Genomic DNA, 13,947 nt, shown 5'->3' with positions numbered 1-13,947 from the left:
CCGAATGCAAGCATCCAGTTTGGCGTTTTTGTCGCTGTGTTTCAGCGCAGAATCCCCTTAACTTCGGTCTTATATATAACCGTTTCGGGGGGTTCTTTGCCCGAAAACATGACTACCTCTCTATTTGGCACCCCCCTATATGACCTTTGCTGTGACACATCATATCATGTTACCGTCCACCGAAGCAGATAATGTCAAGGGCCGATCGCATTTTTCCAATGCTGGTATAGGCGTTGACGTCCATATTACGAAACATTTAATAGAGATTGTCCATTAAGCAACGGAAAAGCGGAGGTGGCCCAGCCCGGCAAGGCGATGGATTGCTAATCCATTGTCCGCAAGGACCCGGGGGTTCAAATCCCCCCCTTCGCGCCATTCTCTTATTTATTCAATATTGAACTATTTGCTGGAACCTATGTTATTTGATGATTTCAAGCTCGATAGCCACTTTGATCTACTAGAATTTTTATTCGTCAGAACATTGATCATTTCCATTTTATAACTCAAAATATCCTTAAAAAGTAACTTATAATCCCCTCTACTTTCGAATCTCAATTCATAATGTACGTTCAAGCGGACCGAACGGATTTACAAACTATCAACAAAGATGAGACAATGGCGCTTTACATCAACATGAAGGTCTTTGAGAACGAGGGTGGCAGTGGCAAGCTCGAACTCTGGAAAAGAGGATCCATCACTTGCACGCATATCATGGGAACGCTCGAGTATGACAACAAGGAAGAGCGCGACGTCCTATTGGACATGCTGATGAAAGGTCATCCGGAGGTCAGCTTCATGGAGAAGGACTACCCCACCGGATGCTTCGTTGATAACTATTACAAATGGCCTCAAAGGAAATCGACGGTGGAATGATGAAATGCTGATCACCCTGACGGTCAAGAACGAAGCCGAAGACGGGCACATCCACCTGAAGAAGGTGGACATGAACGGCGAGAAGGAGATCGGGGAGATCCATTATGAGAACAACCAGGACAAGGACTGGTTGCTCATGGTGCTCATGGAAGGTCACCCGAACGTTACGTTGATGGGCGGCAATGAAAAGAGCAATGAGGCAGCCGAACAGGAGTACAAGCCCTGCTGCTTCTTCGGGGCGATGATCGACGCCCTGGCCGAACAGGAAGCAAAGAAAAGCTCCTGATACCGTCTAAGCAGCGATCGGTCATACTTGCTCCATGGAGCCCGCTTGTTCATGATACGAGATAGGCCGATCCATCAAGCACTAGCGACATATCCATCATCAACGGGTCAGGGCCCCAAACCTTCCTGACTATCTATAATAAATAGATGACCTATCACGCGGCGTGAAGTTCTTCGTCGAGACCTATGGCTGCACCATGAACCAGGGCGAGTCAGCTGAGCTGAGCTCGTACCTGAGGCGCATGGGACATCAACAGGTCGAGGACGAGAAGGACGCCACCGTGGCCCTCATAAACACTTGCGTGGTGATCGCCCCTACAGAAAGGAAGATCTGGCGCCGTCTCGTCTCCCTTCGCGATTCCGGCAAGAAGCTCATCATCGTCGGATGCATGGCCTCGGTGGACCGCGAGCGGCTCATCAAGGAGTTTCCCGGGGCCATGGTCTGCGGGACGGCCGACTATCCACGCTTCCATCTAATACTCAATGGGGCATTTCCAGGTAAGGCCGTTCCAATCGTACCATTCTCACGGGATGTACCTTTCGTCCTGCCGATCGCCCAAGGGTGCAACGGTTCCTGCACCTATTGCATAACCAAGCTTGCCCGGGGCGACCTAATCAGTTATCCTATCAATGAGCTGATAGAAAGGTCCAAGAAGGCCCTTGAGCAAGGTGTAAAGGAGATACTGGTCACCTCCCAGGACACCGCCGCCTACGGCATGGATGGCAAGGACCGCCTTCCCGATCTGCTAAAGGCGATCTGCGATATTCCCGGTGATTTCCGCATACGCGTCGGCATGATGAACCCTGACAATCTTAAGGAGATAATGGATGGGATGGCAGAAGCGTACCAGCATTCCAAGGTCTACCGTTTCCTCCATCTTCCGGTGCAGAGCGGCAGCGACCGCGTAATTCGTGATATGGGCCGGGCTTACTCGATCAAGGATTACCTCCGTATGGTCGGAAGGATGCGGGAAGCGGTTCCAGAGCTAACGCTCTCCACGGATGTCATCACCGGTTTCCCTGGAGAGACCATAGATGATCACATGTCCACCGTGGCGCTCATGAAGGAGCTACGGCCGAACATAATCAACGTCACCAGGTTCTCTCCCCGCCCGGGGACGGTAGCAGAAAAGATGAAGAAGCAGATTCCGGGCTGGATGTCCAAGGAACGGTCCCGCGAGCTCACTTCCCTGCGCTTCCAGATATCCTCGGACATCAACTCGTCGAAGATAGGCCGACAGTACTCGGTCCTTATCGACGAGAAAGGGAAGGGGAACAGCGTCATGGCTCGCACCGATGATTATCTGCCAGTGGTAATTATTGGGGACCACGCCCTTTGGCAGAGGGTGGACGTGAAGATCACGGCCGCCGCCCGCACCCATCTCTACGGAGTCATCGCTCAGGACATGGAAAATTAAATAGGGGATACCGCATCGAGGTTTCCGATAGCCCCGTAGTGTAGTGGTCAATCATGCTGGCCTTTGGAGCCGGTGACTCCAGTTCGAATCTGGACGGGGCTACCATCCCTCTTTTCATTTTTATCCATTAAACACGAGCAAAGAGGTTTTATCCACCCGCGGTCATAGGCCGCTCGTGCAAGCTAGCTGCTTTCTTGAGCTGGACATGGGTACGGCGGATAGGGCCAAGAACGTCAACCGCTCCCTCGAGCTGGACCACGGCGACCATGCCAAATCCTGGGTGGAAGGTTCCATCATAAAGGTCGAGTGCGAGGCCAAGAGCCTGATGTCATTATTGCACACCATCGAGGACCTCATGGCCTGCCTGAAGGTGGCCAACGACATCACCGATCTGGAATCGGACTAGGCGCCTTCCCGGACCTTCACCGCAATGCCCTTCTTGAAGACCAGCATCTCCTCACGGACCAGCTGGGCGCGGCCGATCGCTACCAGAGCATCGTTCTTGTCCACCACCATCACCTCGTCATGCAGGCGGATGTCCGGGTCGGCGTCGGTGACAAAGGTGCAGAAGACGTTCTTGCCCTGCTTGTTGAACTCCACTGCATCGTCGCTGACGGTCACCCTCATGCGCGGCGCCGGCAGTCCCTTCAGCAATCTCCGCGCCCCGGCCGGCCTCAAGGTGAAGAAACCGTCCTCAGCCCTCACGGAAATGACGTGCTCGCCGTCCACCAGGACGTTGCGGATGCGGTCCACGTTCTTGGACTTGACCAGGGAGACGCTCCCGCTGAACAAAGCCTCGGCGGCACCCTTGCCGAACTGGTAGTCGGCGACCGCCCTAATCCTGGCCTGGTCGATGTCGAACGTGCCCTTGCCCTGGGAGAACATCTTGAGGAACTCGATGGTCTCGTCACCGTCCCACATGGCCCCCATTTTGTAGGTGTGGCGATGGGCCAGGTCCTCCATCAATCGGGTGGTCCTCTCCTTGGTCTGCTGGTCGCGTTCCTTGGGGAACAGGGATTGGGATATGGGATAGATCTCGTCCAACTCGATGGGCACCGGGCCGAAGGGGGAAACCACTTGGAAGTGGGCGTCGCTCACTGCCAGCACCGCGTCCATGGCCGGGTGCATCGTACGGGAATAGGGCTTTTCCGGCTCGTCGAAGATGATGCCGACCTCCGTACTCGGGTGGACGTAACGCTCCTCCAGGCGCCTCTGGTACCTCAGGAAGGCCGGACGGTTCAAGGACTCCGCGCTTGTGTAGAACAGGGCGTGCTCCCTGGACAACGGCTCGTACCTCTCCAGGAACTCCTGGTGCTTGCCCAAGGTTCGCAGGGCGTCCAGCAGGGCGGGGTGGGAACGGCAGCGCCTCTCCACTAGCTCCCAGAGGTCGCCCTCCAGTATGGCCCGCTTGACTCGCTCCAGCTCCATCTTGGATATCCAGAGGTTGTGCCGGGCGATGAGCTCGGTCCTCTGGCCGTCCGGCATCTTGCGTATCTCCTCCAGATCATGCCCCAGGCAGGCGGGGCAGTTGCATTCCAAGGCCTTCATGTCCTGCAGGCGAAACGTCCCTTCCAGGAACATGAAGCGGTCGTCCCGGGCGAACTTGGCATAGGAGGCGGAATCGAACATGTCGCACCCCAACAGCACCGCCAGGGCGAAGAGCATGGGATGGCCGGCGCCGAACAGGTGCACTGGCCGGTCCGGTCTCAGCCCTTTCTTGACCGCCACGATCACGTCCACCAGCTCAGCGAAACGATACGTCTCCATCAGCGGCACCACGCCTCCGACGGGGCTCACGTCCACGCCCATCTCGGATAGGCGGCGGGCGCAGTTCTCCCGGAGATCGGGGTAGATGGACCCTTGCACCACACCGGCCAGCAGCATCTCGCCCTTGAGCGAGGCAGCCTCCTCCGTCCGGCTTAAAGTAACTTCGATGGACTCCGCGGTGCGCTCCTTGCTCCAGTCCGGCTCGGCGAATATGTCCAGCACGGTGCCAATATCGGAACCGATGTCCCGCTGGAACTCCACTATCTCCCGGTTGACCAGGTCCACCTCGCCGTACATGTGCGACTGGAAGGTCCCGGAGTCGGTCATGATGACCCCGGGGAAATCCAAAAGCTCGTGCAACCCCTTGCTCAAGGCCATCTCCTTTATCTTCGGGTCGTTGCGGATGATGTATGAATTGGTGATGAGAGCGCGGAACCCGAACACGTCATAGAGCTCCCGCGGCCTGATGGTCACCAGGCGGGGGTTGATCACTGGCAGGAGGCAGGGGGTCTCCAGCTCTCCTCGACGGGTATGCAGACGGCAGATTCGTGCCAGGCCGTCCCGGCGTACGAGTTCCAACATAATCGCCTCATTTCCTCTCGCTATATTAAAGGTGATATGCGCAGGCGACGGGAAAGGGATATATTGCCGACAGGAAATGGTGGAACGCTGTTCCCATGGAATCACTTATCATGTGTTGCCCGCTCTGCGAAATACTCATAACGGTCAAGGTGCAGGAATGCGCCGAGGGAAGGGAGTTCCCCTGCCCCATATGCGGAAAAGAGATCTGCTTCAAGTTCACCCCTGAGGAATTGGAGAGGTTGATCGACATAGCCAAGAAGAACCAAGAGCGGGCGTTCCGCCGGCAGTTCCCCATGGCGTTCGGGGATGTGTGAGGCCCTTATCATGGAATTCGACAACAAGATGGTCATCGTGGTGCGCAAGGACCTGAAGCTCTCCCCGGGGAAATTGGCCGCCCAGGTGGCCCACGCCGCGGTGAACTGTGCGTTGGCGAGCAAGAAGCGCAAACCGGTGCAGTTCGACCGCTGGTACAACGAAGGACAGAAGAAGGTGGTGGTCAAGGTGCAGGACCTGAACGAGCTCTATGTCATCAAGCAGGCGGCCGAGGACGCCGGTCTGGTCACCTCGCTGATAACCGACGCCGGGATGACCGAGCTGCCGCCGAACACCACCACCTGCCTGGGCATCGGCCCGGCCCCCAACGCCGAGGTGGACCGGGTAACCGGACACCTGGGGCTGATGTGAGTGAAGGACCAGGCCCGCGTGCTCGGCATCGACGATGGTCCGTTCGTCAAAGGGCAGAGCACCGTTCCGTTGGTGGGCGTGCTGGTCTGCCCCCCGAACTACGTGGAGGGCGTGATATTATCCGAATGCAACGTGGATGGGGATGATGCCGACCGTGCCATCATCGGCATGGTCAACGGGTCAAGGTTTCGCGAACAGGTCCGGGCCATCATGATCGACGGGGCGGCCCTGGGCGGTTTCAACGTAGTGGACATTAAAGCTTTGAGCAAAACCCTGGGCATGCCGGTCATGACCGTCTCGCGGGACGATCCAGACATGACATCCATCGCCTCCGCCCTCAAAGCTCACTTTCCCGATTGGGAGAGGCGGTTCAAGATTATAGAGGAGAACAAAGTGAGGGCGGTCGAGCTACCTGAAGGCCGGGTGTTCATCGCCTCCGCCGGCCTCGAGGAGAGGGACGCCGATGCCCTGGTCAGGAGGTGCACGGTGCGCGGATGCCTGCCGGAGCCAGTACGTCTGGCGCATCTAACGGCCACTGCCCTGGTGCGCGGGGAGTCCAAGGGCAAGGCCTGAGGTGGCCTGGGAAACGTTATAATCCCGTTCCTGCTCTTCCTTCTCGCATGGTCAAGGACCTCGTCTTTAAAGTGGCGAAGCGGAGGATGCGGGAGATCGCTGAGGAGCTGCCGCACCCCGACATCGCCACGCACTTCTCGATAGATAAGGAAGGGAGGGGGCTGATTGACGTCTTCTATCGGGGAGAGCTCATCGGGCAGGAGATCATAGAGACGCCGAGCTCATGGAGAGAGAAAGACCGCCTTTTTACCTACCGGGAAGTGCTAAGAAAGAAGATCCGCCTGGTGGTCATGGCCCCCCGGGCCGACGCCATGAAGGTCCGGATGATGATGCTAGAGCTCAACAACTGGTGGCTATTCTACTATATGGTCTATGGATACGATTCCCAAGGCCGATTGGTACGGGTCCTGAGGCCATCACCGCCGGAACGGGACGTGCCATATGTCATCTGACCTCGAACAAGGCAATCGAGCCTGCGGCCGTGCCATGTCCAGTATACTATTTGACTCTGCCTCACAATCCCATATTCTTATATACAAAATCGGTAATAGAGGGCCTGCTCCAGAATTTGAGGTGAATTAATTTGGCTAGAGGATTATACACTGCCAGAAAGCTGAGGAACGATCGGCAGAAGTCTCGGTGGAGCGACAGGTCTTACAAGAAAAGGCTGTTGAAGCTCAAAGAAAGGTCCGACCCGCTCGAGGGCGCCCCCCAAGCAAAGGGCATCGTCCTGGAGAAGGTAGGTATTGAGGCTAAACAGCCCAACTCCGCCATCAGAAAGTGCGTCAAGGTCCAATTGATAAAGAACGGCCGCCAGATCACCGCCTTCGCGGTGGGCGACGGTGCTATCAACTTCATTGACGAGCACGACGAGGTACTGGTGGAAGGAATTGGCGGTAGGATGGGTCGTTCATACGGTGACATTCCCGGTGTCAGGTACAAGGTCATCCAAGTGAACAGCGTCTCCCTGAACGAACTGGTCAGGGGCAGAAAAGAGAAGCCGGTCAGGTGATTCCAATGGAAGAAGGCAGTTTCAAATTTGACAATATCCTGCTTTTCGGCAAGTATGCGAGCGGCGAAGTAATAGTGAAGGACGGGGGATTGGCCAAGTACATCAACTTGACCCCCACCGCCGTGCCGCACACCAACGCCCGCCACGCTAACAAATGGTTCGGAAAGTCTAAGGTCAACATCGTCGAGCGCTTGATCAACAACATGATGAGGACCGAGGTCTTCACCGGCAAGAAGCTCAAGGCCTACAACGTCACCAAGAAGGCTTTCGACATAATCGAGCAGCGCACAAAGAAGAACCCCATACAGGTTCTGGTGGAGGCTCTCGAGAACGCCGCTCCTCGGGAGGAGATCACCCGCCTGCAGTTCGGAGGTATATCCGTACCCAAGGCCGTGGACGTTGCCCCCTCGCGCCGGCTGGACATCGCCCTGCGCAACATATCCAAGGGAACGATCAACGCCTCCTTCAAGAACACCAAGCCCATAGAGCAATGTCTGGCCGAGGAGCTCATTCTGGCCTCCAAGGGGGACATGAACAGCTTCTCCGTGGCCAAGAAGGAAGAGATCGAGAGGGTTGCTTCCTCCGCTCGTTAGATAAAAGGTGGGGACCATGGGCAGAAAAGAGGACAACATCAAGAGGGCTCAGTCTATAATGATGACGCCCGAGTTCATCAGGAACATCGGGACCGCCGCACATATCGACCACGGGAAGACCACCCTGAGCGACAATCTCATCGCCGGGGCGGGAATGATGTCGGAGAACCTGGCCGGCAAGCAGCTGATGCTGGACTACGACGAGCAGGAGCAAGCCCGCGGCATCACCATCAACGCGGCCAACGCCTCGATGGTGCACACCTGGCATGGAGACGGTAAGGACTACCTGATCAACCTCATCGACACTCCCGGCCACGTCGATTTCGGCGGGGACGTCACCAGGGCCATGAGAGCCCTGGACGGCTGCATCATCCTGGTCTGCGCGGTCGAGGGCATCATGCCCCAGACCGAGACCGTCATCCGCCAGGCCCTGAAGGAAAGGGTCAGGCCAGTGCTTTTCGTCAACAAGGTGGACCGCCTGGTCAACGAGCTGAAGGTCACTGAGCAGGAGATGCAGCAGCGCTTCATCCAGATCATCACCGAGGTCAACAAGAGGATCGCGGCCAATCTGCCCGAGGACCTTAGGAAGAAATGGCAGGTCAGGGTCGAGGACGGCTCGGTCGCCTTCGGCTCCGCCTTCAATAACTGGGCTATCTCCGCTCCCTACATGAAGAAGAGCGGTATCTCCTTCAAGGACGTCTACAATTATTGCAAGAACGGAGACCAGAAGACCCTGGCCAAGATGTCCCCGGTGCACGAGGTCCTTCTGGACATGGTCATCAACCATGTCCCCAACCCATTGGAAGCACAGAAGATCCGTATCCCGGTCATCTGGAAGGGAGACCTGCAATCCGAGGTCGGCAAGGCCATGATGACCTGCGACCGGCAGGGCCCGACCACTTTCATGTGCACGAAGATCATCATGGACCCCCACGCGGGCGAGGTTGCCGTGGGCAGGCTGTTCTCCGGTAAGGTCATTCGTGGCCAAGAAATGTTCATCCTGGGCATGCCCAACCCCAACCGCGTGCAGACCGTGGCCATGAGCGTCGGCGCTGACCGCATCGCCGTGGAAGAGGTCGAGGCGGGCAACATCGTCGCTCTGACCGGACTGAAGGACGCCATCTCCGGGGCCACCTGCTCCTCCGAAAAGGACATGGAGCCCTTTGAGAAGATATCCCACTACACTGAACCGGTGGTCACCGTGGCCATCGAGGCCAAGCACATGAAGGACCTGCCCAAGCTGGTCGAGGTGCTGAGGTCCATCGGGAAGGCCGACCCATCCATCGTGGTACAGATCAACCAGGAGACCGGGGAGAACCTGCTTTCCGGCATGGGCGAGCTCCACCTGGAGATCACCATCTACCGCATCGTGAACGACCACAAGGTGGAGATAAAGTCTTCCGCCCCTATCGTCGTATACCGCGAGTGCATAAAGGACAGGGGCGGTCCGTTCGAGGGCAAGTCCCCCAACAAGCACAACAAGTTCTACTTTATCGTCGAGCCCCTGGAACAGGCGATAGTTGATGCTATCAAGAATAACGAGATCAAGACCGAAGGGAAGATCAAGGACCCCAAGGCCTTGGCCAAGCAGCTGAGCGACCTGGGCATGGACAAGGACCAGGCCAAGGGCGTGGTGTCCTTCAAGTACAACAACATCCTAATCGACACCACCAAAGGTATCCAGAACCTGCACGAGACCATGGACCTGTGCAAGCAGGCCTTCGACGAGGCCATGGACATCGGTCCTCTGGCCGGCGAGCGCGTGGCCGGTGTCAAGGTCATGCTCGTCGATGCCAAGCTTCACGAGGACTCCATACACCGCGGGCCCGGCCAGGTAATCCCGGCCACCCGCTCCGGCATATACGGCGCCATGTGCCAGGCCGGAAGGGTGCTGCTGGAGCCCTTGACGAAGGTCTACATCAACTGCCCCCAGGACATGATGGGCGACGTCACCCGCGAGCTGCAGGGACGCCGGTCCACCATCGAGGAAATCCACCAGGACCACGACGCCACGGTCATATCGGCGAAGGCCCCGGTGGCCGAGATGTTCGGCTTCGCAAGCGCGATCCGCGGAGCTACTCAGGGCCGCGCACTGTGGTCCACTGAGAACTCCGGCTTTGTTATACTGCCGAGGGAAATTCAGGAGAAAGTAGTAGGTGACATAAGGAAGAGGAAGGGACTGAACCCCCAGCCTTACGACGCAGGATACTACTCCGGCTGAACATGAAAAACCGTTATATAGAACAAATAATATCGAGAGGCAATCAACTCATATTTAAGGAAAAATTGGAGGGAAAAAAATGGCTGACAAACCTCACATGAATCTAGTGTTCATAGGTCACGTCGATCACGGCAAGTCCACTACCGTCGGCAGAATGCTGCTCGACACTGGCGCCATCGACGCCTATGTGATTGAAAAGTTCAAGAAGCAGGCCGAGGAGAAGGGGAAGGCTACCTTCGAGTTCGCCTGGGTAATGGATAACCTGAAAGAAGAGAGGGAGCGCGGTGTGACCATCGACGTTTCCCACAAGCGGTTCGACACCGACAAGTACTACTTCACCGTCATTGACGCCCCTGGCCACAGGGACTTCGTCAAGAACATGATCACCGGTACCAGCCAGGCCGACGCCGCTGTCGTCGTCGTCTCTGGTATCGAGGGCCCCCAGGCCCAGACCAAGGAGCACATCTTCCTGGCCAAGACCTTGGGTGTCAAGCAGATCATCATCGCCGTCAACAAGATGGACGCCGTCAAGCCGGCCTACGACGAGGCCGCCTACAAGAAGACCGTGACCGAGGTCAGTGCCCTGTTGAAGGCCGTCGGCTTCAAGCTCGAGGATGTACCCTTCATACCCATCAGCGCCTACAAGGGCGACAACTGCGGTAAGAAGTCCACCAACATGCCCTGGTACAAGGGAGACAACCTGCTCGAGGCCCTGAACAAGCTGAAAGTGCCCGCCTCCACCGAGGGACTGGCCCTGCGCCTGCCCATCCAGGACGTCTATACCATCACCGGCATCGGGACCGTCCCGGTCGGCCGTGTCGAGACCGGTATCCTGAGGCCGGACATGAAGATCATATTCATGCCCTCCAACAAGATCGGAGAGGTGAAGAGCATCGAGATGCACCACGAGAACCTGCCCATGGCCAAGCCCGGCGACAACGTCGGCTTCAACGTCAGGGGCATCGCCAAGAACGATATTCACCGGGGAGATGTCGCCGGACCCGTCGACAACCCGCCCACCGTGGCCAAGACCTTCATCGCCCAGATCGTCGTGCTGAACCACCCCACCGCCATACCCGTCGGTTACACCCCGGTCTTCCACTGCCACACCGCTCAGGTCGCCTGCACCTTCATCGAGCTGCAGAAGAAGATTGACCCCAAGACCGGACAGACGAAGGAAGAGAATCCAACCTTCCTGAAGACCGGTGACGTCGCTATCGTCAAGATCATGCCCACCAAGCCCTTCGTCGTAGAAAGGGCCAAGGACTTCCCGCAGTTGGGAAGGTTCGCCATCCGCGATATGGGTCAGACCGTGGCGGCCGGCATGTGCATCGACGTCGAAAAGAAGGAGATGTAAACCCCTTCCCTTTCCATTTTTTGGGGACTGACACATGGCACAGAGAGCAAGGATATCATTGAGCGGGACCGACCCGGAGAAGGTGGACAGCGTCTGCACCCAGATAAAGCAGATATCCACCCGAACTGGTGTGGCCATCCGCGGACCGATCCCGCTGCCCACCAAGAGGTTGCATGTACCCTGCCGTAAAAGCCCGGACGGAGAAGGCTCCGAGACCTGGGACAGGTGGGAGATGCGCATACACAAGCGCCTCATCGACCTGGACGCGGACGAGAGGGCTTTGAGACAATTGATGAGGATCCAGGTCCCTGACGGGGTCAACATCGAGATCGTTCTCAGGTCCTGAACGGAAATCTCTTACCCAGCATCTTTCATTTTTTGATTTCAGGATTTTTGTAATGCTTTTTTATATCAAATTGGACACGGGCCAGTTTAAACCAAAGATGCTGGTCAACGAGATCACTACCCACCGAACCACCTTGAACGCGAAGATCTGGATATGCGAATTGCAGTACCGGGACCACACAGTCTCTGAGGTCCTGAACGAGATGCTGGACAGATTTGAGGCCTTGGGATTCAAACCGAACTGATGTGAACGTTCGCGTTCTATCTGTCACCTGTCGGGCAAAGAACTTATTTTAAGGGATTGAGCATAACCGGTCCTGATGCGAAGCGACGCAGTGAAGAAAGGGGTGGACCGGGCCCCCCAGCGCAGCCTGCTGCGCGCCACCGGCCTGACCGATGCGGACATGGAGAAGCCGCTGATAGGCATAGCCAATTCCTGGAACGACGTGGTCCCAGGGCACATCCATCTGAACATTTTGGCCGAGGAGGTGCGGAAGGGCATAATCGAGGCGGGTGGAGTACCGCTGATGTTCGGTGTGCCAGGTGTGTGCGACGGCGTGGCCATGGGGCATGCGGGCATGCGCTACTCGCTGGTCTCCCGGGACGTCATCTCCGATTGCGTGGAGATCATGGTCCAGGCCCACTGCATGGACGGTTGGGTCGGGGTCACCAATTGCGACAAGATCACCCCCGGGATGCTCATGGCCGCCGGAAGGCTGGACATCCCGACGATAATTTTGACCGGCGGTCCGATGGAGCCGGGAAAGAGAGGCAACGATGGCCTGGACCTGCAGAGCGTGTTCGAGGCGCTGGGGGCCAACAAGGCCGGTAAGATGACCGAGGATGAGGTGCTGGAGATCGAGAAATGCGCCTGCCCCGGTCAAGGAGCCTGCTCCGGTCTGTTCACCGCCAACACCATGGCCTGCCTCACCGAGGCGTTGGGGCTGAGCCTCACCGGCTGCGGGTCCATGCTGGCCACCGATCCCAAGAAGAAGGAGCTGGCCCGGGCCACCGGACGCCGCGTCGTGGAACTGGTCAAAGAGGGGATGACCGCCCGCAAGATCGTGAAGAAGGGTTCGATATTGAACGCCATCACCCTGGACATGGCCATCGGCGGCTCCAGCAACACCGCCCTGCACATACCGGCCATCGCCGCTGACTTCGGCATCGAGGTGGACCTGGGGACCTTCGATGAGATATCCAAGAAGGTGCCACACCTCACCAGCATCAAGCCTAGCGGACCCTATTACATGAAGGACTTCGACGCAGCTGGCGGAGTTCCAGGTATGTTGAATAGGTTGCAGGACGACCTGTTCGACGAGATGACCGTGAACGGAATAAGCATCAAGGCCGTGGCCAAGAAGGCCAAGGTGAAGAACGAGGAGATAATCCGGCCCAGATCACGGCCGTTCCACCAGGAGGGCGGGATAGCCGTGCTGTATGGCAACCTGGCCCCCAAGGGGTCGGTGGTCAAGCAGGCGGCGGTATCGCCGGAGATGATGAAGTTCGTGGGAACGGCCAAGGTGTTCGACTCCGAGCAGGAGGCCTTCGAGGCCATATCCGCCAGGAAGATCGTGGCCGGCGACGTGGTGGTCATCCGGTACGAAGGGCCCAAGGGCGGTCCCGGCATGCCGGAGATGCTCTCTCCCACCAGCCTCATAGCTGGCATGGGCCTCTCCAACAGCGTGGCACTGATCACCGACGGAAGATTCTCCGGAGCCACCAGGGGGCCTTGCATCGGTCATGTCTCCCCGGAAGCGTTCGACAAAGGTCCTATCGCCGCCATAGTCAACGGCGACCGGATATCCATCGATATCCCTGGTCGGAAGTTGGAACTGCTGGTGCCGGAAGCGGAGATAAAAAAGCGCTTGGCCAAGGTCAAGCCGGTCGACAGAAAACCAACCGGGGTCCTGGCGAAGTACCGCCACCAAGTGGGGGAGGCGTCAACCGGCGCCATCTGCCGTTGAGCGCGAAACCTTTTTATTCAAACTTCTTTTATGCGGCCACACTGGGCGGGTAAATCAGCTCGGAAGATTGCCTGCTTTGCAAGCAGGAAGCCCCGGGTTCAAATCCCGGCCCGTCCATCCTTCTTTCGATTATCGTCAATAGGTCCAGCTTTCGTTTTAATCAGTCAATATCCTCATGGGCATACAGGGCTTCACCGCTTCGTTCATAGAATATAAACGCAAACGATCTCACTCAGAGCGGTCTGATGGGATGCGTGTCCATGGTTCCTG

The 13,947-nt window shown here is 57.3% G+C and carries 16 protein-coding genes and 3 tRNA genes; 18 read left to right on the top strand and 1 reads right to left on the bottom strand.

The annotated features are described in order from the left end of the window. The first annotated feature begins 288 nt into the window (after positions 1-288). The 6 genes from NT131_05585 (at position 289) to NT131_05560 (ending at position 2,982) form a co-directional block, all read left to right on the top strand. Positions 289-375, top strand: a tRNA-Ser gene (locus NT131_05585). Positions 376-633: 258 nt separating this feature from the next. Next, a complete protein-coding gene (locus NT131_05580) occupies positions 634-873 on the top strand; it encodes a hypothetical protein (GenBank protein MCX6651108.1) in 240 nt (79 codons plus the stop codon). Between the two features lie 4 nt (positions 874-877). Beyond that, on the top strand, positions 878-1,159 hold the full coding sequence (locus NT131_05575; protein MCX6651107.1) for a hypothetical protein: 282 nt from the start codon (positions 878-880) through the stop codon (positions 1,157-1,159). 163 nt (positions 1,160-1,322) lie between these two features. Next, positions 1,323-2,576, top strand: a complete 1,254-nt coding sequence (locus NT131_05570) for a tRNA (N(6)-L-threonylcarbamoyladenosine(37)-C(2))-methylthiotransferase (GenBank protein ID MCX6651106.1) — start codon at positions 1,323-1,325, stop codon at positions 2,574-2,576. A gap of 29 nt (positions 2,577-2,605) precedes the next feature. Beyond that, positions 2,606-2,681, top strand: a tRNA-Gln gene (locus tag NT131_05565). Between the two features lie 70 nt (positions 2,682-2,751). After that, positions 2,752-2,982 (top strand): KEOPS complex subunit Pcc1, encoded by a 231-nt coding sequence (locus tag NT131_05560; protein ID MCX6651105.1) that lies wholly within the window; start codon positions 2,752-2,754, stop codon positions 2,980-2,982. Here the strand turns inward: NT131_05560 and tgtA are convergent. Further along, positions 2,979-4,925 carry a tRNA guanosine(15) transglycosylase TgtA gene (gene tgtA / locus NT131_05555; protein MCX6651104.1) on the bottom strand — a complete coding sequence of 649 codons (1,947 nt, stop codon included), beginning with the start codon at positions 4,923-4,925 and terminating at the stop codon, positions 2,979-2,981. The genes NT131_05560 and tgtA overlap by 4 nt on opposite strands. Positions 4,926-5,020: 95 nt before the next feature. Here tgtA and NT131_05550 point away from each other — a divergent pair, with 95 nt between their 5' ends. The 12 genes from NT131_05550 to NT131_05495 all read left to right on the top strand — a co-directional run bounded on the left by NT131_05550 (position 5,021) and on the right by NT131_05495 (position 13,794). After that, a complete protein-coding gene (locus NT131_05550) occupies positions 5,021-5,239 on the top strand; it encodes a hypothetical protein (GenBank protein ID MCX6651103.1) in 219 nt (72 codons plus the stop codon). Positions 5,240-5,249: 10 nt separating this feature from the next. Then, positions 5,250-5,609 carry a peptidyl-tRNA hydrolase Pth2 gene (pth2, locus tag NT131_05545; protein ID MCX6651102.1) on the top strand — a complete coding sequence of 120 codons (360 nt, stop codon included), beginning with the start codon at positions 5,250-5,252 and terminating at the stop codon, positions 5,607-5,609. Continuing rightward, the gene (locus tag NT131_05540; protein MCX6651101.1) at positions 5,610-6,182 is read left to right on the top strand and encodes a DUF99 family protein; all 573 of its coding nucleotides are present in this window, start codon (positions 5,610-5,612) and stop codon (positions 6,180-6,182) included. It begins immediately after the preceding gene. Between the two features lie 47 nt (positions 6,183-6,229). Further along, positions 6,230-6,634, top strand: coding sequence for a hypothetical protein (locus tag NT131_05535; protein MCX6651100.1), 405 nt, complete (start codon positions 6,230-6,232; stop codon positions 6,632-6,634). Positions 6,635-6,765: 131 nt separating this feature from the next. After that, positions 6,766-7,194 carry a 30S ribosomal protein S12 gene (locus tag NT131_05530; GenBank protein ID MCX6651099.1) on the top strand — a complete coding sequence of 143 codons (429 nt, stop codon included), beginning with the start codon at positions 6,766-6,768 and terminating at the stop codon, positions 7,192-7,194. 5 nt (positions 7,195-7,199) lie between these two features. Then, the gene (locus tag NT131_05525) at positions 7,200-7,787 is read left to right on the top strand and encodes a 30S ribosomal protein S7 (protein MCX6651098.1); all 588 of its coding nucleotides are present in this window, start codon (positions 7,200-7,202) and stop codon (positions 7,785-7,787) included. A gap of 16 nt (positions 7,788-7,803) precedes the next feature. Further along, the gene (locus NT131_05520) at positions 7,804-10,008 is read left to right on the top strand and encodes an elongation factor EF-2 (GenBank protein MCX6651097.1); all 2,205 of its coding nucleotides are present in this window, start codon (positions 7,804-7,806) and stop codon (positions 10,006-10,008) included. Positions 10,009-10,087: 79 nt separating this feature from the next. Further along, positions 10,088-11,365, top strand: coding sequence for a translation elongation factor EF-1 subunit alpha (tuf, locus tag NT131_05515; protein MCX6651096.1), 1,278 nt, complete (start codon positions 10,088-10,090; stop codon positions 11,363-11,365). Positions 11,366-11,399: 34 nt separating this feature from the next. Next, positions 11,400-11,711, top strand: a complete 312-nt coding sequence (gene rpsJ / locus NT131_05510; GenBank protein ID MCX6651095.1) for a 30S ribosomal protein S10 — start codon at positions 11,400-11,402, stop codon at positions 11,709-11,711. 97 nt (positions 11,712-11,808) lie between these two features. Beyond that, positions 11,809-11,955 (top strand): hypothetical protein, encoded by a 147-nt coding sequence (locus NT131_05505; protein ID MCX6651094.1) that lies wholly within the window; start codon positions 11,809-11,811, stop codon positions 11,953-11,955. Between the two features lie 75 nt (positions 11,956-12,030). Then, a complete protein-coding gene (gene ilvD / locus NT131_05500) occupies positions 12,031-13,677 on the top strand; it encodes a dihydroxy-acid dehydratase (protein ID MCX6651093.1) in 1,647 nt (548 codons plus the stop codon). A 43-nt stretch (positions 13,678-13,720) separates the two neighbouring features. After that, positions 13,721-13,794: transfer RNA gene (locus tag NT131_05495), tRNA-Ala, on the top strand. Positions 13,795-13,947 lie beyond the last annotated feature (153 nt).

It is taken from the genome of Methanomassiliicoccales archaeon (assembly GCA_026394395.1).
Taxonomy (GTDB): domain Archaea; phylum Thermoplasmatota; class Thermoplasmata; order Methanomassiliicoccales; family UBA472; genus UBA472.
This window is presented reverse-complemented; position numbering and strand designations above follow the sequence as displayed.